General features: G+C 65.3%; 15 protein-coding genes. 7 read left to right on the forward strand and 8 right to left on the reverse strand.

Going from position 1 to position 20,031, the window contains the following annotated elements; all coding sequences use genetic code 11:
- Window positions 1-17: 17 nt before the first annotated feature.
- From N2K98_RS17055 to N2K98_RS17070, 4 genes are all read right to left on the reverse strand, one after another.
- Window positions 18-1,283, reverse strand: a complete 1,266-nt coding sequence (locus N2K98_RS17055) for a hypothetical protein (protein ID WP_255864495.1) — start codon at window positions 1,281-1,283, stop codon at window positions 18-20.
- A gap of 154 nt (window positions 1,284-1,437) precedes the next feature.
- On the reverse strand, window positions 1,438-2,892 hold the full coding sequence (locus N2K98_RS17060; RefSeq protein WP_255864493.1) for a phytoene desaturase family protein: 1,455 nt from the start codon (window positions 2,890-2,892) through the stop codon (window positions 1,438-1,440).
- A complete protein-coding gene (locus tag N2K98_RS17065; RefSeq protein WP_255864492.1) occupies window positions 2,892-3,983 on the reverse strand; it encodes a lipid II:glycine glycyltransferase FemX in 1,092 nt (363 codons plus the stop codon). Before N2K98_RS17065 ends, N2K98_RS17060 begins: the two co-directional genes overlap by 1 nt.
- Entirely contained in the window at window positions 3,980-5,440 is a 1,461-nt protein-coding gene (locus tag N2K98_RS17070; RefSeq protein ID WP_255796339.1) for a glycosyltransferase family 87 protein, read from the reverse strand. The genes N2K98_RS17065 and N2K98_RS17070 overlap by 4 nt, the downstream gene beginning before the upstream one ends.
- 196 nt (window positions 5,441-5,636) lie before the next feature.
- Between N2K98_RS17070 and N2K98_RS17075 the strand changes: the two genes are divergently transcribed.
- Window positions 5,637-6,722, forward strand: a complete 1,086-nt coding sequence (locus N2K98_RS17075) for an inositol-3-phosphate synthase (protein WP_255796338.1) — start codon at window positions 5,637-5,639, stop codon at window positions 6,720-6,722.
- 68 nt (window positions 6,723-6,790) lie between these two features.
- Here N2K98_RS17075 and N2K98_RS17080 read toward each other — a convergent pair whose 3' ends face one another.
- The 4 genes from N2K98_RS17080 to N2K98_RS17095 form a co-directional block, all read right to left on the reverse strand.
- Window positions 6,791-8,476 carry a formate--tetrahydrofolate ligase gene (locus tag N2K98_RS17080; protein WP_255796337.1) on the reverse strand — a complete coding sequence of 562 codons (1,686 nt, stop codon included), beginning with the start codon at window positions 8,474-8,476 and terminating at the stop codon, window positions 6,791-6,793.
- A 115-nt stretch (window positions 8,477-8,591) separates the two neighbouring features.
- Window positions 8,592-9,836 (reverse strand): D-inositol-3-phosphate glycosyltransferase, encoded by a 1,245-nt coding sequence (gene mshA, locus N2K98_RS17085; RefSeq protein WP_255796336.1) that lies wholly within the window; start codon window positions 9,834-9,836, stop codon window positions 8,592-8,594.
- A gap of 1,169 nt (window positions 9,837-11,005) precedes the next feature.
- Window positions 11,006-11,662: a histidine phosphatase family protein gene (locus tag N2K98_RS17090; RefSeq protein ID WP_255796335.1), complete on the reverse strand. Its 657-nt coding sequence runs from the start codon at window positions 11,660-11,662 to the stop codon at window positions 11,006-11,008.
- Entirely contained in the window at window positions 11,659-13,185 is a 1,527-nt protein-coding gene (locus tag N2K98_RS17095; protein ID WP_255864490.1) for a CCA tRNA nucleotidyltransferase, read from the reverse strand. Before N2K98_RS17095 ends, N2K98_RS17090 begins: the two co-directional genes overlap by 4 nt.
- A 143-nt stretch (window positions 13,186-13,328) precedes the next feature.
- On the opposite strand from N2K98_RS17095, the gene N2K98_RS17100 reads away from it, so the two are divergent.
- The 6 genes from N2K98_RS17100 to N2K98_RS17125 all read left to right on the forward strand — a co-directional run bounded on the left by N2K98_RS17100 (window position 13,329) and on the right by N2K98_RS17125 (window position 20,014).
- Window positions 13,329-13,859, forward strand: coding sequence for an NUDIX hydrolase (locus N2K98_RS17100; protein WP_227920343.1), 531 nt, complete (start codon window positions 13,329-13,331; stop codon window positions 13,857-13,859).
- A gap of 62 nt (window positions 13,860-13,921) precedes the next feature.
- Complete coding sequence (gene murJ / locus N2K98_RS17105; RefSeq protein WP_255864489.1) at window positions 13,922-15,583, forward strand: murein biosynthesis integral membrane protein MurJ; 1,662 nt, start codon at window positions 13,922-13,924, stop codon at window positions 15,581-15,583.
- A 165-nt stretch (window positions 15,584-15,748) separates the two neighbouring features.
- Entirely contained in the window at window positions 15,749-17,236 is a 1,488-nt protein-coding gene (locus N2K98_RS17110) for an ABC transporter substrate-binding protein (RefSeq protein ID WP_255864488.1), read from the forward strand.
- A 179-nt stretch (window positions 17,237-17,415) separates the two neighbouring features.
- A complete protein-coding gene (trxB, locus tag N2K98_RS17115) occupies window positions 17,416-18,459 on the forward strand; it encodes a thioredoxin-disulfide reductase (protein WP_255796331.1) in 1,044 nt (347 codons plus the stop codon).
- 28 nt (window positions 18,460-18,487) lie between these two features.
- On the forward strand, window positions 18,488-18,814 hold the full coding sequence (gene trxA, locus N2K98_RS17120; protein ID WP_229951243.1) for a thioredoxin: 327 nt from the start codon (window positions 18,488-18,490) through the stop codon (window positions 18,812-18,814).
- A 6-nt stretch (window positions 18,815-18,820) separates the two neighbouring features.
- Entirely contained in the window at window positions 18,821-20,014 is a 1,194-nt protein-coding gene (locus tag N2K98_RS17125; protein ID WP_255864487.1) for a peptidoglycan-binding protein, read from the forward strand.
- The last annotated feature ends 17 nt before the right edge of the window (window positions 20,015-20,031 follow it).

Raw genomic sequence — 20,031 nt, forward strand, 5'->3', positions numbered from 1 at the left:
GGCGGGGCCGCCTGCTGCTATTGGGGGAACAGGATGGAAATGGCGTCCCCCAGGATGTAGACCTCGGCCGGCAGCGAGTAGAGCTCTACCGTGCCCGTTTGCGGTTCCCAGGAGTCGCCCTGCTTCATCTCGCAGTCCAAGGCAAAGGCCCCGTCGACGGATTCCACCCTGAACGGTCCGGTCGGGTCACCCTCGATGCTGTCGTACCGGGGTGCCTTGGTCATGGTCCACTTGATATTGCGGAAGTTGTTCGGGTCCTGGTCATCCATCTGGTTCGGGCATCCCTTGGGAATCAGCTCCGTGGACGCGACACATTCCTCGATGTGCGCAGCGGTTTTTGCCTTGATCTCCTCGCGCGCCGCGTCCGTGATCTCCGGGGTGAATCCGACCCCCATCAATGCTTCCTGGCCGTTCAGGCGGACGGACATTTTCTCGTCCTCGCCGTAGCTGATGAACTTCGTTCCGGTAGGTGCGTTGAAGGTGTACTCGCCCGGCAGCACGGCCAGCTTTCTGCCGTCCTCGGGCAGTTCGATGCCTACGCCGTTTACGGCGGGTTCGGAGGCGTCCGCGTCCAGACTGTACTTCAGCGACCAGCTGCCCAGCGGGGCATCCAGCTTCCACTTCTTGAAAAGCACGGCCTCCGTCCCATTCTCTGACAGCTTCAGCTGCATGGACTCGGTATCGTCCCCCTGCTTGACGTCAACACTCACGTCGGCAGTGCCGTCGTCGTTGACCTCCACATTGGTCACTTCGAATCCGGAGATCCGGTCGGTCGCCTTGGAGTAGATCTCATTGGTCATGAGCGAGTAGTCCAGCTGGTCCTTTTCGTCCCCGCTGGCGGGAGCCATTTCCATCGCGCGTTCCACGTCCGCGTCGACGAGTGCCTGGAGGTATTCCTCTGCCTGCACCCGGGGGCTGTAAGTCGTCTCGCTGAGGTGTTTGTAGCCGAAGAACCCGCCAACACCGAGAATCACCAGCAGTCCAGCGGCAACACTGCCGGCAATGATCAGGCCTTTACGCCGCTTCGGGTTCGGCTGCTTCGATGCCTGTCCCGGCAGTCCGGGTCCCCCGGGTGGCGGAGGAGCCGCCTGGGGCCATTGCCCCTGCGGAGCCGGTGCCTGCGGAGCCGGCCCCTGCGGAGCCGGTGCCTGGGGAGCCGGTGCCTGGGGATTGGGCTGGTGCGGCTGCTGTGGGTGCTGCTGCTGCTGGATGCCCGGGCCGGGCGGCGGCGGCGGAGCCCCCTGGTTCCCCTGTGCGCCATCAACCGGGCTGCGGCTATCCATTTGTCTGTCCCCCATGACTTGTTCCCCCAGTTCAAGTACCCGGCTGCGGTGCCGGTACCCGATAACATACAAGGTTCTATGGCATGGATCACAATCTCAGGCAGTGTGGATCCCGGGCGCCAAGGAACCCCCGGTTGACCGGGAGGCGGAGGTCCTAACGGGCTCCGTGCACGGGTTCCAGCGACGGCATCGGCAGCCCGAACACGTCCTTCAGTGCCAGCTTCGCAGCATGCAGGCCACCCATCCCGTGGACGCCCGGTCCCGGCGGGGTTGACGCCGAGCTGAGGTAGACACCGGGAAGCGCCGTGCGCCACGGCTTCGGGGACAGGACCGGACGAATCAGCATCTGGGCCAGCGTCACCGCCCCGCCGCCGAAGTCCCCGCCCACGTAGTTGGCGTTGTACTGTGCCAGGTCCGCCGCCGTCGTCACCCGCGAATCGACAATCACATCACGGAATCCGGGCGCGAAACGCTCGATCTGCGCCGTGACCGCTTCTGTCATGTCCACCGTGGATCCGGCGGGCACATGGCAGTAGGACCAGAGCACGGAACGGCCCGCGGGCGCCCGGGTGGGATCGAAGCCGCTGGGCTGGGACAACAGGACATAGGGGCGGGCAGGGTGCCGGCCGGCCGCGACGTCGGCCTCCGCTGCGGCCAATTCCGCCCGGGTGCCGCCCAGGTGGGCGGTGCCGGTGCGGGACATCTCCGGATTGGCCCAGGGGACCGGGCCGGAGAGGATGAAGTCCACCTTGCAGGCAGCATTGCCGTAGCGGAAGCGTTCCAGCGCCCGCGCATAACGCGGCGGCAGGCGCTCCCCGCCCAGCTCCAGCAGCACCGACGGGGAGACGTCGAGGATGATGGCCCGGGAGCCCGCCACCTCGTCCAGGGAGGTGATGCGGTGGCCGGTGGAAATCTTTCCGCCGTGCGCCCGCAGATCGTCGGCCATCGCCTCGGCGATGGCCTGGGAACCGCCTACCGGGATGGGCCAGCCGACTGAATGGGCGAGGGTGCCCAGCATCAACCCGCCGCCAGCGGAAGGCAGCGAGGGCATTTTCCCCACCGGATGCGCCGCTACGCCGGAGAGCAGCGCCGGCGCCGCGTCTTCCAAGAACCGCCGGTTCCACAGCGGCGTGCCCTGGTCCAGGGCGGCCAGTCCGAAGCTTGCCAGCGCAATCGGATCCCGGGGAACACTCAGGAGGGAACCCATCAGCAGTTCGGTGATTGCCTCGCTGCGCCGGACCAGCGGCTCCATCAGCCCCCGGTAGGCGGCACCGTCCCTTCCGAGCCCCTCCACCGTCCGGTCCAGGTTCCGGTACGCCAGGGCGGCGCGGCCGCCGTCGAGCGGCGAGGCGTAGGAAATCTCCGGCACCACCAGGTTAATCCGCCGGTCCAGTCCGAAGCTGCGGAAGAACGGAGAGGCCAGGGCCATGGGATGCACTGCGGAGCAGATGTCGTGCAGGTGGCCGGGTTCCATCAGTTCCTTGGTGCGGCTCCCGCCGCCGACCGTGGACTGGGTTTCGAACACCTCGACCTCGAGGCCGGCGCGGGCCATGATGACCGCCGCCGCGAGTCCGTTGGGACCGGCCCCGACTACACTGACATCGCTCATTAGGCCGCCTTTTCGCCCTTCCGTCCGGTGATCCGGCCTGCAAGACCCTTGGCGGAGGCCGGCAGGCTGCGCAGCTTCGCGGGCGCCTCGCGCCGCAGCTTCAGAGCGTTTGCCACCAGAGCGTACCGCAGCGGATGCAGGGGAATGTCATAGGTCGTGGGGATGGTGACCACCGTCTTGGAGAAGTTCCGCTTGAACGTGGTGACGTTAATCAGGCTCGGGTAGTTGTCACTGACGATCCCGGTCAACCCGCACGCCGTGTTGCCCGCTTCCTTGAGGACCTTGAAGGCCTCCCAGAGCAGCAGGTAGGGCGCATTGGTCTTGCGGGCGCTGTGCGAGCTCGCCGCGAAGTAGTAAACGGAGTAACCGCGGTACTCGGTGGTGATCAGCCAGGACACGGCCTGTCCGTCCATGTACGCCACCATGAGGCGCAGATGGTCGCCGAGTTCGGTAAGCAGGGTTTCGTAGAACGAGGACTCGAAGCTCGAGAAGCCGTCCCGCGAAGCGGTTTCCTGCATGATCGGGAACAGTTCCGTGCGGAACACCTCTGCCCAGCGGGCGCGCTCGATGGTCTGGACCTTGACGCCCAGCTTCTCCGCCTTGCGGATCAGGTTCCGCGCGTTGGACCGGAACGACGCAAAGATTTCGTCCGTATCCGGAGTCAGGTCGACGACGATTTCCCGTTCGTACCAGCCGTGTTCCAGCGGACCGGTGACGGGCGGCTGCGGATGCGCGATCTGCATCCGGATATACAACGGGTCCACGGCGGGATCGGTCCGGAACTGTTCCTGCACAGTGGACACGAGCCGGGCTTCGGCGTTGTGCGTGCGCGTGGTGAACCAGGTGGGACCGTTGACGACCACGAGGGACGGCCGCAGCCGCCGTTCGGAGCGAAGGTAGCTGGCGGTGGCAACCAGGGTGTCGCCGTCGTAATAGGCCCAGATGCCGTACGGGCTGCGGCCAAGCTTCCGCTCAAAATCCGCCCAGTAAGGGGTTTGCTCCAGCGGGATCACCACATCGGGGTGCGCGGCGGCGAGCGCCTCGAACGCCTCTTGGGTGAGCTGCTCGGAACGGTATGGAACGGGGGTCACTGTGCTTCTTTCGCCGGGGCCGCATGCGTTTCCAAGGATACCGGCCTTCGCCGCCGCAGGGCCCAGCGGTCGGGGGCACCGTCGAACGGTCCGCCCTGCGGATCGTCGACGCCGCCCCGGCGAACGGGGTCGCCGTCGGGTTCCAGAATGTCGGACACCACCCGGTACATCAGATAAGCGGTGGCCAGCACATGGCCCAGAACAGCCAGCACGTAGTAGGGCGAATCGAGGTTGTTCTCGGCGGCGCCGCCGGAGGTCTCTTTCGCGAGGTACATCCAGATAGCCCACCAGTGCATCACTTCGAAGAACTGCCAGATCAGGAAGTCGCGCCACCTCGGCCGGGCCAGGGCGACCAGCGGAATGAGCCAGAGAACAAACTGCGGCGAGTAGACCTTATTGGTGAGGATGAAGGCCGCAACAATCAGGAAAACCAGCTGCGCCAACCGCGGCCGCCGTCTGCATCGCAGCGCCAGCACGGCGATTCCAAGGCACGCCAGTGCAAACAGCAGGTAGGCCCATAGATTGATGAATTCGGGTCCGACGCCGGTTCCGCCGGCCCGCTCCACGGTCAGGTTCCAGGCGAACCAGATGGAAGAGTAGCCCGCCGGGCGGTCCTGGGTGAACGTGAGGAAGAAGCGCCAGGACTCGTAATCGCGGAGCAGGAACGGCAGGTTGACGGCCAGCCAGGTTGCTGCCGCAGCCGTAAAGGTCAGCACCGCCGGGCGCAGGCGGAGCGTCCGCAGCGCGAGCACCAGCACGGCGCCGAGAATCAGCACGGGGTAAAGCTTGAGCGCGGTTCCCAGCCCGATCAGCACGCCTGCTGCCACCGGACGGTTCCGGGCAAAAGCCAACATGCCGGCCGTGGCCAGCATCACTGCGAAAATGTCCCAGTTAATGAAGACGGACAGGATCGCCGCCGGGGCTACCGCCACCATGGCAGCGTCCCACGGGCGGCGCCCGGCCAGGCGCATGGTGGCTATGACCGTGGCAATCCATGCCCCCGTGGCCAGGAGTGCGTTGACGTCGAAATACTGCAGCGACCTCAAGGCCGTGCCGCCTTCGCCGGGCACCACCAGGGCGGCGGCACCGGCCAGGAGTCCCAGAAGGACCGGATACTCAAAAAGCGCACCCTCCGTAAGGAACGGGAAAACGCCGTCGCCTATCCCCCGGGTACGGAAGAGTTCCGGCCAGTCCGAATAGCAGGCGGCGTAAAACTGGTCCGGGGTGCCCCAGCCGCCCACACGGCAGGGTGTCTTAATCAGGACGGCCAGCAGTGCGGAGACGATCGTGAATAGGACCAGCACCCGTTCCACGGTGAAGAATCCGGGCGAGACGATGCCAGGGGCGGCATGGCGGCCCAGGGGACCGCCGATGCCTTCCGTGAACTTCCTCAGGAACGGATCGTTGCGGGAGGGCGCCACAATGCGCTGCGGACCGCGCCGGGAGTTGGGCTGCATGGGTCCAGTATCCACCAGAGCGCGTCCCGTTCGGCCACGGCGGGGACCGAGGGGAAACGGACGGGAACGAGGGAAAACGGCCCCCTGGGAACCCGGCGGTCCGGGCCGAACGGAAGATGTGATGCCAAGCACGTAGACTGTGGAGGTTGTCTGCGCCGGGGGCGCAGCGTTCAACATTTTTCTTCAAAGGAGAACCGTGTCCGAGAACCCCATCCGGGTCGCAATTGTGGGTGTTGGAAACTGCGCAGCTTCGCTGGTGCAGGGTGTCCAGTACTACCGCAGCGCCGATCCCAACGAAACCGTCCCTGGCCTGATGCACGTGAAGTTCGGCGACTACCACGTCAATGACGTGCAGTTCGTTGCCGCTTTCGACGTCGACAGCAAGAAAGTCGGCCTCGACCTGGCTGACGCGATCGGCGCAAGCGAAAACAACACCATCAAGATTGCCGATGTGCCGCAGACCGGCATCACCGTGCAGCGCGGGCACACCCTCGACGGGCTCGGCAAGTACTACCGGGAAACGATCACTGAATCCGATGCGTCGCCGGTGGACATTGTTGCTGCCCTTCGGGACAACGCAGTGGACGTTATGGTCTGCTATCTGCCGGTCGGCTCCGAGCAGGCTGCCAAGTTCTACGCCCAGTGCGCCATCGACGCCGGCGTCGCCTTCGTCAACGCGCTGCCCGTCTTCATTGCCGGCACCAAGGAGTGGGCGGACAAGTTCACCGCTGCCGGCGTGCCGATTGTCGGCGACGACATCAAGAGCCAGATCGGCGCCACCATCACGCACCGCGTCATGGCCAAGCTGTTCGAGGACCGCGGCGTCATCCTGGACCGCACCTACCAGCTGAATGTCGGCGGCAACATGGACTTCAAGAACATGCTCGAACGCGAGCGCCTGGAATCCAAGAAGATCTCCAAGACGCAGGCCGTCACGTCCAACACCTCGGCCCATCTGAAGGCCGACGACGTCCACATCGGCCCGTCGGACTACGTCGCGTGGCTCGATGACCGTAAATGGGCCTTTGTCCGCCTTGAGGGACGCAACTTCGGCGACGCTCCGGTGTCCCTGGAGTACAAGCTGGAAGTGTGGGACTCCCCCAACTCCGCCGGCGTCATCATCGATGCAGTGCGTGCCGCCAAGATTGCCCTGGACCGCGGTGTGGGCGGGCCTATCCTCTCGGCCTCGAGCTACTTCATGAAGTCGCCGCCGGAGCAGTACAACGATGACCTGGCCAAGGAAAAGGTAGAGCAGTTCATCCGCGGCGAGGTTGAGCGCTAAGACCCCCGGCGGCAATGCCCCTGGTTCCGGACGACTCCGGAACCAGGGGCATTGCTGTGTTCCACCCTTTAAATCAGTCCGCTGGGCGTGCCGTCCGCGGCTACGTCCATGCGCAGCGCTGCCGGGTTCCTGGGCAGTCCGGGCATGGTCATGACGGCGCCCGTCAATGCCACCACGAAGCCGGCACCGGTCTTGATGATCAGGTCCCGCACATGGAGGGTGAATCCGGCCGGCGCGCCGAGGACCGTGGGGTCGTCCGTGAAGGAGTACGGAGTCTTGGCCATGCAGACCGGCAGGTGCTCCAGGCCCCGCTCTTCGATCTCCTGCAGCCGGCGCCGGGCGGGGGGAGAAAATTCGACGTCTGCGGCCCCGTAGATTTCCCGGGCCACGGTACTGATCTTCTCCGCCACCGGCAGCTCATCCGGATACAGGAACCGGAAATCGGAGGGCTGCTCCAACGCCCGGAGCACAGCTGCCGCCAGGTCGTCGCCGCCGGGGCCGCCGCCGCCCTGCGCCCACACATCGGCCACCGCGGCCGTCACGCCCTCCTCCGCGCACCAGTCAATGAGCCAGCGCAGCTCCGCCTCGGTATCCGTGATGAACCGGTTGACCGCCACCACGGGGTTGATTCCGAACCGGCGGATATTCTCCAGATGCCGGTGCAGGTTCACCGTCCCTGCCTGCAGAGCAGGCAGATTCTCCGCGGCCAGATCACTCTTGGGTATTCCGCCATGCATCTTGAGTGCACGGACGGTGGCCACCACCACGACGGCGGCCGGGGCGACATCGGCCACCCGCGCCTTGATGTCCAGGTACTTCTCCGCGCCGAGGTCGGCGCCGAAACCGGCCTCCGTGACGACGACGCCCGCAAGTCGGCGCGCTGTGGCCGTGGCAATGACCGAGTTGCAGCCGTGGGCAATGTTGGCGAACGGGCCGCCATGGACGAGTGCCGGCGTTCCGGCCAGGGTCTGCACCAGGTTTGGTTTCACCGCATCGCGCAGCAGCAGCGTCATGGCACCCTGTGCACCGAGGTCCGCAACGGTGACCGGCCGGCGGTCATAGGTGTAGCCCACCGTGATCCGGGACAGGCGGTCGGACAGGTCCGATAGATTCCGTGCAAGGCAAAAGACGGCCATTACCTCCGACGCGACGGTGATGTCGAAGCCGTCCTGCCGCGGGACCCCCTGGGCCGGACCGCCGAGGCCGATCACGATGTCCCGCAGGGCGCGGTCATTCATGTCCATCACCCGCTTGATGGTGATGCGCCGCGGATCCAGCCCCAGCTGGTTTCCCTGGAAGATATGGTTGTCCACCAGTGCGGCCAGAGCGTTGTTGGCTGCGGTGATTGCATGGAAATCGCCGGTGAAGTGCAGGTTGATGTCCTCCATGGGCACCACCTGGGAGTAGCCGCCGCCCGTGGCGCCTCCCTTCATCCCCAGGACCGGACCCAAGGACGGCTCACGCAGGGCAATCATCACGTTTTCGCCTGCCCGCTGGAGGGCGTCGGCCAGTCCCACCGTCACAGTGGATTTGCCTTCGCCGGCGGGCGTGGGACTCATGGCCGTAACCAAAACCACCCGACCGCGCGCCGGACTCTCGGGCAGGAGGGCCGGGTCAACCTTCGCCTTGTAGCGTCCGTAGGGTTCCAGCGCGGCGTCGGGAATGGACGCACGGCGGGCTATCTCGGTGATGGGCAGCAGGCGTGCCGCCCGGGAAATCTCGAGGTCCGAGGGCGTATCGGCACCGACAGTCATCTTCTGCCTTTCCACTGTGCCGTCAACGAAAACCCTTGGCGGCAGCTGGTCGTATGGATGCAAGACAAGCTATCAGCAGGGAGGCGGCGGCAGCAGCCTGTGGAGCTGCCCAGTGCTACTTGCGCACGGAGCGGCTGGCGAACTGCTCGGCCGCCTCACGGTAACTTTCCGCGGTCAGCATGGCGGTCCGGCGCCAGCCGAACGCCTGAGCGTGGGCGGCAGCCCCTTCGCCGAGCGCACGACGGCGGTCGGTGCCGTCGTAGAGTGCCTCCAGTTCGGCGGCCCAGCGGCCCGGGGCATGGCCGTCAACAAGGACGCCGCTGCATCCGTTGCGCACGGCCTTGGGCAGCCCGCCCACATTGGCGGCGAGGACGGGGGTGCCGCAGGCCTGGGCCTCGAGGGCCACCAGGCCGAACGATTCGCTGAAGGAAGGCACGGCCACGACGTCGGCGGCGCGGAACCAGGCAGCGAGCTGGTGCGGCTCGACCGGCGGGCGCAGGGACACCGTGTCCTGCAGTCCCAACCGGCGGACCAGCGGTGCCAGGTCAAGCACCGAGGAGCCGCTGCCGGCGCCGAGGATGCTTACGCGCAGGGGGATGTCCGGCCGGCGGCGGCGCAGCTCGGCGGCGGCCTCCACCAGAATCTGGGGGCCCTTCATGCGCTGGATCCGGCCGGCGAAAACCACATGGAAGACCCCGGGGAGGAATCCCAGCCCTGCCTGCACTCCGGGCCTGCCCCGTGGGGAAAACACATTCAGGTCCACGCCCGGTGCCACCACGTCGACGGACTCCGGATCGGCTCCGTAAAAGGTTTCCAGCTCGGCGGCCTCGGTGCTGGTATTGGCTATCAACCGGGTCGCACCGCGGACTATCTGCTCCTCGCCGTCAATCCGGATCTGCGGCTCGAGTGCTTCACCGGGCTGCCCCTGCAGGTTCTTGACCCGAGCCATGGTGTGCATGGTGTGGACCAGCGGGAGGTCCCACTGCCGCGCCACGGATAGTCCTGCGGCGCCTGAAACCCAGTAATGGGAGTGGACAACATCGAAGCCGCCGTCCAGCAGGAACGGCTGGGCTTCAGCCACCGCGCCGGCCAGATCCAGGTACGGCAGCTCTTCCTTGGCCACCTTGCGGACGGGACCGGCAACCACGTGGCGGACCTTCACTCCGGGGGCCAGGGCAACGTCGGCGGTCTGCAGCGGGTCCGTGGCCCGGGTGAAGATCTCCACCTCGGTACCTGCGCGTGCCAGTTCCAGGGCAACGGACCGGACGTAGACGTTCATGCCGCCGGCATCGCCGGACCCGGGCTGTTCAAGCGGGGAGGTATGAAGGGAGAGCATGGCCACACGCTTGACCTGGGGCACTTCGCTCCCTTCCTGACCGTTAACTTCTCTATCGACTTTATAACGCCGCGGGCTCGAGCTTTGTTTCCTGTCAGCCAGAACACGTCCGTCCCCTCGCCGGATGCCGGACACGGCACTGCCCGGCATCCACAGGGTGCCGGGCAGCGACGGTTGAACAGGTCCAGGCGGGACCTTCGATTATTTGACGGAATTGAAGTAGTGCATCAGCAGGTGACCTTGTTCACCGGTCAGGGCCGCGTCCATCCGGGCGTGATGGACGGCACTGGACCGAAGGTAGGAACTCCGCAGTCGCTTGAGCATTGCGTACACCCCCTTGGCTGCACGTCGCAGGACAGGAGCGGGTTGTTCCGGCGGCCGTGCGCGGGGCAGCAGCGACTCATCAAGGCTGGCGGCAGCATGTAGCCGGCTCTGAAGTCCGGACCGGGGGCCGGGTTGGTTGGTTTTGGGCAGAGTGGTACCGGGCAGGGGTAATTCAGGCATTGGAATCTCCGACAGGAAGGCCCGAAAAAGGGCACAAAAGAATAAGGGGATAAAATAACGTCGAAATGACGCAGGGAGCCAATAAAGGACGTTAAAGCGACGTCAAGGCGATTTGCGGGAAATACCCGACCTTAGACGCGGCAATGTCTTTCAAAGGGGAATGCCGGCTACCGTTCCGCGGCTAATCCACTACACGGGCCCGGCCAGCTCCCCACGAAAGGGGAGGGGCGATGGAAGAGCGTGTGTGGAGCTGGACGGGAGTGCCTGGCGCCGGTGGCGGTGGACTGTTTTGCCGGGCCGGCAGCGTTTACGCTGAAACGGGCCAGCTGGCAGTTCCGGCAAACCGGGAAGCGGCGCGGGGCCGACCGGGGAGGACCGAGGTTGGTACCTGGGACTTCCGGAAGGACGGCCGGAGATTGCTGCCGGTTTTGCCGCCGGTAACTACGATGTGAATTCCATTAGTGTTCATCAATCTCCACCTCCTGTTCGCGGTACCCGGGGTACTGGACACTGACGTAAAGCTGCAGAAGCAGCTCCGTAAGCAGGGAATCCAGTTCGGTCTATTGCGGACGATTAATGTGCCCGCAAAAGAAAGGTACAACAGACTTCACGGCCCTGCCAAGCACTTTCTCCAAATTCCCTGAAAAACTTTTATTCCAGGGTCGTGCGGGCAGGGCCGTGTCGCAGTACTAGAGGTTCCAGCCGACAACGGCAGGCGTGTGCTTGTCCCAGCCGAGGGTGCAGACCGCTGCGGTGCTGAGCGCAAAATGCCGGCCCATCTCAGGGGCAAGGCCGAGCCAGCGGGCAGCCAGGATACGCAGGAAATGGCCGTGGGCCACGAGCAGGACCTTCTCCACCGGCGTCGCCTCGGGGTCGCGGTCCATTTCGGTGCCGCAGCCGGCCTGCACGGAGGAGATGATGAGGTCGGCCCGTTCGGCAACCTGCGCCAGGGTCTCTCCGTTGGGCACGCCGTCCTTCCAGATCAGGTAGCCGGGGTTTTCTGCGCGGACCTGCCGGCTGTTGCGGCCCTCGTTGTCCCCGTAGTCCCACTCGTGGGCGTGCGGAACCACCTCGGCGTCGGGGTAACCCACCAGTTCTGCGGTGCGGCGGGCACGGATCAGCGGGGAGGTCAGTACCCGGTCAAAGGTCACCGGACCGATCTTGGCCCGCGCGGCCTCAGCCTGGGCCTCACCCTCGGACGTAAGGGGGATATCGGTCAGGCCGGTGTAGTTGCCTTCCCGGGACCATTCGGTTTCCCCGTGGCGCAGCAGCCAGAGGCGGGGCAACCGGGTTCCGGACGGAGTCAGGTCCGGGACTGCCGGGCCGAAATTTTCCCCGTTGCTCATTTTTCGCTGTCCTTCACGTTCGTACCTGATGCTTCCGGTTCCCGCTGGGGTTCCTTTTCCGTTGTATCAGGTGCTGTGCCAGCGGCAGCAATCTGGTTCTCGGGCTGTTCCGCCCACCAGGCGCGGAGCAGCTCAGCTGTTTCAGCCTCGCTCCGCGGACCGTTTTCCATCCGTTCCTCCAGCAGGAACCGGTACGCGCGGCCCACCACCGGTCCGGGACGGATCTGCAGCAGGGCCATGATCTGTTCGCCGTCCAGGTCCGGACGGATCGCGGCCAGCTCTTCCTGCTCGGCCAGGGCGGCTATGCGCTGCTCCAAATCGTCGTAGGCGAAGGCCAGCCGCTCGGCCTTGCGCCGGTTGCGGGTGGTGACATCGGAACGCGTGAGCCGGTGCAGTCGCTGCAGCAGCGGACCGGCGTCGTTCACGTAGCGGCGCACCGCCGAGTCGGTCCAGCCTGCATCACCGTAGCCGTAGAAGCGCATGTGCAGTTCCACCAGCCGGGCCACGGCCTTGATGGTGTCATTGTCGAACCGCAGGGCCTTCATCCGCTTGGCGGTCAGCTTGGCGCCGACGGCGTCGTGGTGCAGGAAGCTCACGGACCCGGTCGACTCAAAGCGGCGGGTGGAGGGTTTTCCGACGTCGTGCATCAGGGCCGCGAAGCGCAGCACGAAATCCGGTGCCGGCACCGGACCGTCGCCGTCGGTTTCCAGTTCGCACGCCTGGCGGAGGACCGTCAGGGAGTGCTGGTACACGTCCTTGTGCCGGTGATGCTCGTCAATCTCGAGGCGCAGCGCTGAAACCTCAGGCAGCACGTGCTCGGCCAGGCCGCTCTCCACGAGCAGGTTCACGCCGGTCCACGGGGCCTTGCCGCAGATCAGCTTGGTCAATTCGTCCCGGACCCGTTCGGCGGAGATGATCTCGATCCGCCCGGCCATGTCCCGCATCGCTTCAAAAACGTCCGGCGCCACTTCCACCCCCAGCTGGGAGGCGAAGCGGGCGGCCCGCATCATGCGCAGCGGATCGTCGGAGAACGACGTCGACGGCGCACCGGGGGTACGCACCATCCCCGCATGCAGATCGCGGGCACCGCCAAAGGGATCCACCAGTTCCATCGACGGCAGCCGCAGCGCCATCGCGTTCATGGTGAAGTCACGGCGGAACAGATCGTCTTCAAGCTTGTCGCCGAAAGCCACGGCGGGCTTGCGGGAGTCGGGATCATAGGCATCGGCCCGGTAGGTGGTGACCTCCACCTGGAAGCCGTCCTTGCGCATCCCGATGGTGCCGAACTCCCGGCCGATCTCCCAGTAAGTGTCGGCCCAGCCCTTGATGACCCTGATGATGTCGTCCGGGCGCGCGTTGGTGGTGAAATCCAGATCCGGGGAAACCCTGCCCAGGAACAGGTCGCGGACGGGGCCGCCAACGAGCGAAAGCTCGTACCCGGCATCCTCGAAACGCGCCCCGAGTTCCGGGATCACCTCGGGTAACGGGGACTTCAAAGCCGAACTATCAAAAAGGTGCACCATAGTGCTTTAAGCCTGCCAGATAAAACGGTGAAGGCCGACAAGGGGTGAGAGCTGGAGCGCGGACACGCCGAGGGTTCCCGCTTCCTCTCCGGCAGCCCGCATAACAGTCATCATCCCCCGGCAAAGATCGTTACAGTGGGAGTATGGCCCATCCCGTACCGAGCGCCCCCAAGCGGACCCCGTTGACTGCGTCAATGGGCGGCGCCGGTGCGCATTCGGTGCATACCCCCCTCCCCACGGTGGAGGAGGTTTCGGCCGGCGGGATTGTGGTCGACACCTCAACGGAGCAGCTGCACGTCGCGATTATTGCCCGACTGAACCGCGGCGGCCGGCTGGAATGGTGCCTGCCCAAGGGCCACCCCGAAAACGACGAAGACAATCAGGCTGCCGCCATCCGCGAAATTGCGGAGGAGACGGGCATTGACGGCCGCATCCTGACGGCACTGGGCAGTATCGACTACTGGTTTACGGTCAGCGGGCACCGGGTGCATAAGACGGTCCACCACTTCCTCCTGGAAGCCTGCGGCGGGCATCTGACCATCGAAAATGATCCGGACCACGAAGCCGTGGACGTCGCCTGGGTTCCGCTGGCGGAGCTCGGCCGGCGGCTCTCCTTCCCCAACGAGCGCCGCATCGCGGACCTCGCCCGCGAGATCCTCCCCCGCTACCTTTGACTCCCCCGGGGCGCAGCGCCGTTTGAGGCAATCCGGACCGGAGGTGAGAACATAGGGTCACGATGGCCGAAAAGAACATAGCCCCCAGTACTACGCGTTCGAGTGTCGTGATGGCATCGGGAACACTCGTTTCCCGTGTCCTTGGACTGGTCCGCACCGCCCTGTTGGCAATCGCCATCGGCAGCACCGGACTGGTCACCGATATCTTCAGTTCAGCGAACGTGCTGCCGAACTTTATCTACCTGATGGTGGCCGGCGGCGTCTTCAACGCAGTGCTGGTCCCGCAGATCATCAAGGCGAGCAAGCGGCCTGACGGGGGCGCCGAGTACGTTTCGCGGATCCTCACCCTCTGCCTCCTCGTGCTGGCCGGCATAGCCCTCGTGGCCACGCTCGCTGCACCCGTGATCCTGTCCACGGTCTTGTCGCTGAGCCCGGACCAGCTGGCCCTGGCGACCACCTTCGCCTACTGGCTTTTCCCGCAGATCTTCTTCTACGGCGCCTACGCGGTGATCGGGCAGATCCTCAACGCCAACGGCAGGTTCGGCGCCTACATGTGGGCGCCCGTGGTCAACAACATCATCGCGATCGCCGGCCTTCTCGTCTTCATTACGTTCATCGGCAGGGAGGAGACGTCGTCGTTCTCTCCGGAGAACTGGACTACCCAGGCCACCGTCATCCTGGCCGGCAGCACCACCCTCGGCATTGTGATGCAGGCACTGATCCTGCTGGTCCCGCTGCGCCGCCTTGGACTGGGGCTGCGTCCCTCGTTCGGGCTTCGCGGGGTGGGCCTGCGGGAAACCGGGAAGGTGGCCAAGTGGACCATCATCACGATGCTTGTGGGCAACGGCGCTTACCTGGTCTATACAGCCGTGGCCACGATCGCTTCCGAAGCCCGGCCCGAATACCAGGCCATGGGCCGTGAGATTGCCGGTCAGCTGAACCTGGAAACGGCGTCGATGCTGTACATCATTCCGCACTCCGTCATCACGTTGTCCCTCGCCACGGTGCTCTTCAACCAGATGTCCCACGCCTACTCGGAGAAAAACTACGACGGCGTCCGGGCGACCCTGTCGCAGGGGCTGCGGGCCATCGGGGTGGCCACCGTCTTTTGCTCCGCGGTGCTGATTGTCCTGGCCGGACCGATCAGCATCTGGTTCAGCGGCGGATCGAATGTCTCCGCCGCGCTGCAGGCCCAGGTGCTGGTGCTGCTGGCGATCAGCGCACCGTTCCTCAGCGCCACCTTCCTGATGAACCGTGCCTTCTACGCCAACGAGGACGCGAAGACCCCGCTCGTTATGCAGCTGATTCTTTCGGCCTTCGGCATCACGCTTGCCCTGGGGGCAGCCACCTTGCCCGCCGACCGGATCATCTTCGCCCTGGCCATCGCCTATTCCTTGGGCAACGTCGCGGCCGTCGTCCTCAGCCACATCTTCCTCCGCCGCAGCCTCGGCGACTACGGCGGCGCCCGGGTCTTCGACGTCCACGTCCGGCTCGTGGTTGCCGCTTTGGCTGCTTCCGCCGTCGGTTCGGCCGCCTTGGCTGTGCTGGGCGGCTACTCGGCCGACGGCTTTGCCTGGCAATCGCTGCCTTCCGCCACCGTAGTCCTGGTGGTCTGCGGCGCCCTGATGGCCGTGGCGTACTACCTCATGCTGCGCGTTCTGAAGGTCTCCGAGCTGGACGCGTTCCTGGCACCGCTCCTTGCCAAACTCCGGCGCACTCCCTAAAGTGCCGCTTCCGGCATTCTGTGACGGCACGGGTAGCATGGGAACAAAGCAGGCAGTTCAGGGCTGCGGCAGCCGGCCGCGTTCCGTGTCCGTGAACGAACATCCGAGTACGCAATGTCAGATAAGCCTGACGCAGTCTTATTGCCGTTTTCATGGGAGGAACACGTGCCACAGTCCGTAGACGTCGGTTCAGTACTGGGCGGGCGTTACAAGGTGACAGCCCTGGTACTCGCTTCAGCTGAGCAGGACATGGTGCTCGATGGTGTGGACCAGGTCCTGAACCGCTCCGTCAGCATCCTCGTAGCCGCCCCCGTGAATGCCAGCCAGGTCTCGGCCAGCGCCCGTGAAATCGCCACCGGTGAACGCCACGGCAACGTCCAGGTGCTGGATCTGGGTGTCAGCGACGGCCGTACCTATCTGGTCACGAATACTGCCAGCGCGGCGGATCTCCTGGATCTCGTGATTGAGCGGGATGCCCCCTACGTCGAGCCTTTCTTTACCGACACCCTCGGCTCGGAAATCTTCGGTATGCCCCGCTCCCGCGAGCCGGAAACCGTTGAAGAAGACCGCTACGTTGAACACGAGGAGCGTGAGCCGCGCAAGCCGCTGCTCTCCGGTGCGCACAAGCCCAAGCTCCCCCGGTTTGGACGCAGCGCCGCTGCTGCTGCTGGAGCCGGCGCCGGGGCCGCTGCGGCCGAGCGCGACCTTCAGTTCGGCGAGTCAGCCGACGCTCCGGCCGAGGCCGCCACCGGCGGTGCCAACGTCCCCCCGCCTCCCGCTAACCGGCCCAGGCAGTCGGCCGCCGAAGCGCAGCCGGCCAAGGTCACTAAGTGGGAAGATGACGAGCCCCGGGCTGCACCGGTTCCGGAACGGAACTCCCGCTCGGCGTCGACCTTCCCCAAGTCCGCCCTGGCGGCAGGCAGTTACGACGATGACGGCTACGGGTACGGTGATCCGGACGAGGACTTCGAAGAGGACAGCGCCGAGGAGAAACCGAACCGCAAGTCCGGCCGCGTGCTTATCGGCGCGATCCTGAGTCTCGTGCTTGTCCTCGCAGTGGTCCTCGCCGTTTCCCAGCTCGGGAAAATGGGCGATATGTTCGGGTCCAACCCGGAAGCCGGTGCCTCCACGGAACCGACGCAGGAGGCTGCGCAGGCCGCCCCGAGCGCGGACGCCGCCGCACCTGCACCGGCACCCGAGATTGCAGGCATCACCCGTCTGGTTCCGGGCAATCCGCAGCTCGATTCCGCCAACGACGGCGCCCTGCCGCAGATCATCGACGGCAACCCGTCCTCTTACTGGTCCAGCTACGTCTATGCCAGCGACACGTTCGGCGGGCTCGCCCCGAGCCTGGCCATGGTGGTGGATCTGGGTTCGGAATCGGCGATCAATGAGATCAACATCACCCAGCTGAACGGCACGGGTGGCAGCTTCTCCGTAATGCTCAACGACACTCCGGATCTGGAGGGTGCGACGTCGGTTGCCCAGAGCGGCTTCACCGGTCCCACCACCAGCATTCCGGTGCCGAAGACGGACGGGCAGGCTGCTTCTGCCCGCTACGTCATCGTCAACTTCACGCAGCTGCCCCGCCTCAGCGGGGTGCAGGCCGCGTACCCGTGGGGACTTAGGATCGCCGAAATCGGCGTGTCCTGACCCCTGCGCTCGGATCCTTCTGCCCAGCCGTGACGAGCCTGTCCCCGCCGGGCCTGCCGGAATAAGCTGGGCCCGGTATTCGTTGTGCCGGGTGATCCACATAGGAATCGGTCCTTTGGGATTCGATCTCGATTTTTAGTTCAACACTGTAGTTCTACAAGGAAGAGGTTCACCGCCCCGTGAGCACCGAAAACCCCGTAGCCAACGACGGCGCCGCCGCTGCCGGCGACGTCCGCGAGGTCATCATCGTCGGCTCCGGCCCCTCCGGATACACTGCTGCCGTCTACGCAGCGCGCGCCAACCTGAAACCGCTCCTGATTGCGAGTTCAGTTACCGCCGGCGGCGAGCTGATGAACACGACCGATGTGGAGAACTTCCCCGGCTTCCCCGAAGGCATCATGGGACCGGATCTGATGGCCAACTTCGAAAAGCAGGCCGCTCGATTCGGGACCGAAATCCTTTTCGAGGACGTCACAGAGGTAGACCTCACCGGCGACATCAAAACGGTAACCATCGGTACGGGCGAAACCTTCCGCGCCCGCGCAGTCATCATCTCCACCGGGTCCGCGTACCGGGAACTGGGACTGCCGGACGAAAAGCGCCTCTCCGGGCGCGGTGTCAGCTGGTGTGCCACGTGTGACGGCTTCTTCTTCAAGGGCCAGGACATCGCCGTCATCGGCGGCGGGGACTCCGCTTTGGAGGAAGCACTGTTCCTGACGAAGTTCGCCTCCTCGGTAACCGTGGTGCACCGCCGGGACAGCCTGCGTGCCTCCAAGATCATGCAGGAGCGTGCCCTTTCCCACGAGAAGATCCGCTTCGCTTGGGATTCGGAAGTAGCCGCTATCCGCGGCGAGGACAAGGTCACCGGCCTGGTGCTGCGCAGCACCAAGGACGGTTCCGAATCCGAGCTCAACGTCACGGGCGTGTTCGTGGCCATCGGCAACGACCCCCGGGTGGATCTGGTCCGCGGCCAGCTTGAACTCACCGAGGAGGGCACCATCGCCGTCCTGGGACGTACCTCCAAGACATCCCTTCCGGGCGTCTTCGCGGCCGGCGACGTCATCGACCCGACCTACCGGCAGGCCATCACCGCCTCCGGCTCGGGCTGTGTGGCCGCCGTCGACGTCGAACACTACCTCGCCGATCTGGGCGATTCCGTCTCCACTGCGGCGGAGGTCCCCACCCCGCCGTCAGAGGCTGTTTCCGAACACGCAGCCCTCTAATTCCGTTCCTCGCTTAGGAGAGCAAAAAATGAGCAGTGCAAAAGCAGTAACCGACGCTTCTTTCGGTACCGATGTCCTGACCGCAGACAAGCCCGTAATCGTGGACTTCTGGGCTGAATGGTGCGGCCCGTGCCGCATGCTGTCCCCCATCCTCGACGACATTGCCGCGCAGTACAGCGACAAGGTGGACGTAGTGAAGGTGAACGTGGATGAAAACCCCGCGATCGCCGCGCAGTACGGCATCACTTCCATCCCCGCCGTTTACGTGTTCCAGGGCGGTGAGGTTGCGGCGACTTCCATCGGCGCCAAGCCGAAGCAGGTCCTGGAGCAGGAATTCGCGGCCTTCCTGAAGTAAATAGCAATGACTGTGCATGGTGAAAGCCTGCGGAGGCTGGATGCCGGCCGGCGCGTGGTAGCGCTTCGTGAAGCGTTGCTGCGCGCCGGCGTCACCCTGTCCTACCTGGCACCGGACGCCGTTAATGATCCAACCGTTTTCGATGACCACGTAGACGCCGCGGTCCGGGCTTTCCAACAGAGCCGAGGCCTGATTGTCGACGGCGTTGCCGGTCCGGACACCCAGCGGGCCCTGTCCGAGGCGCAGTTCCGCTTCGGCGACCGGACCCTGAACTACGTTGAGGGCGGGCAGCTGCGGGGCGACGACGTCGCCGAGCTCCAACGCCACCTGTCCCACCTCGGGTTCTACTACGGTCACATTGACGGCAGTTTCGGAGTGCGTACCCGCTACGCAGTGGCCGAGCTGCAGCAGAACCTGGGGCTGCCGGGCACTGGCGTGTGCGACCGCGACACCATGCTGTCCATGTCCCGGGTGAACCGCGCCATCTCGCCCAGCCAGGCATTCGCCCTGCGCGACTACGAACGGCTGGACCGCTCCACCGCGGCCCTGCGCGGACGCGTTATTTCCGTAAACATCGGCCGTTCGCAGCTGGTGTCCCGGCACTGCGTCGAGCGGCTCACCGGTGATCCGCTGACCGAACTGCTGGTCACCACGGATATCGCCGGGCGTGTGGAACGCATCCTGCGTGAATTCGGTGCCCGGCTGGTTCCGCAGCAAAGCGGTGCCGCATCCGAATCGGGATCTCCGCGGAACGTGCCCAGCCTGAACCTGGATATCCACTGTGACTGGCTGAACCAGCAGGCCGCCTCCGGCATGGCTGCCTACTACTGGGGCCTGCCGGGTACCGGTGAAGCACGCTCCCCCATCGGCCACCGGGCCGCCGTCCTGCTCTTGAAGGAACTAGGCGCCCGCACCGACTTGGACAACCTGGGCGTGCATGCCCGCACCTGGGACACTCTGAAGGTGCCGGGCGTACCGTCCGTGGGGCTCGATCTGGGCTACCTCAGCAACGCGCACGACGCCGAGCGCCTCGCCGATCCGGTCTTCCGCCAGACGGTTGCCGATTCAATCGTGATTGGTATCCAGCGCCTGTACCTCCTCGAGGAGGAGGACCAGCCCACGGGCACCCTGGCCCTGGACGATGTGCTGAAGTTCAATCCGGCGGAAGAGCCGGCTGCGAGACGGGTTTCCGGCCTCTAGACAGTCCGGCGTTTCCT

Origin of the sequence: Arthrobacter jinronghuae (assembly GCF_025244825.1) — a bacterium.
Lineage (GTDB): Bacteria > Actinomycetota > Actinomycetes > Actinomycetales > Micrococcaceae > Arthrobacter_B > Arthrobacter_B jinronghuae.

Coding starts and splice junctions, on each gene's coding strand:
- N2K98_RS17055 (WP_255864495.1), bottom strand. CDS start 1,283: ATGGATAGCCGCAGCCCGGTTGATGGCGCACAGGGGAACCAGGGGGCT.
- N2K98_RS17060 (WP_255864493.1), bottom strand. CDS start 2,892: ATGAGCGATGTCAGTGTAGTCGGGGCCGGTCCCAACGGACTCGCGGCG.
- N2K98_RS17070 (WP_255796339.1), bottom strand. CDS start 5,440: ATGCAGCCCAACTCCCGGCGCGGTCCGCAGCGCATTGTGGCGCCCTCC.
- N2K98_RS17080 (WP_255796337.1), bottom strand. CDS start 8,476: ATGACTGTCGGTGCCGATACGCCCTCGGACCTCGAGATTTCCCGGGCG.
- N2K98_RS17090 (WP_255796335.1), bottom strand. CDS start 11,662: ATGAGCAACGGGGAAAATTTCGGCCCGGCAGTCCCGGACCTGACTCCG.
- N2K98_RS17095 (WP_255864490.1), bottom strand. CDS start 13,185: ATGGTGCACCTTTTTGATAGTTCGGCTTTGAAGTCCCCGTTACCCGAG.
- N2K98_RS17100 (WP_227920343.1), top strand. CDS start 13,329: ATGGCCCATCCCGTACCGAGCGCCCCCAAGCGGACCCCGTTGACTGCG.
- murJ (WP_255864489.1), top strand. CDS start 13,922: ATGGCCGAAAAGAACATAGCCCCCAGTACTACGCGTTCGAGTGTCGTG.
- trxA (WP_229951243.1), top strand. CDS start 18,488: ATGAGCAGTGCAAAAGCAGTAACCGACGCTTCTTTCGGTACCGATGTC.
- N2K98_RS17125 (WP_255864487.1), top strand. CDS start 18,821: ATGACTGTGCATGGTGAAAGCCTGCGGAGGCTGGATGCCGGCCGGCGC.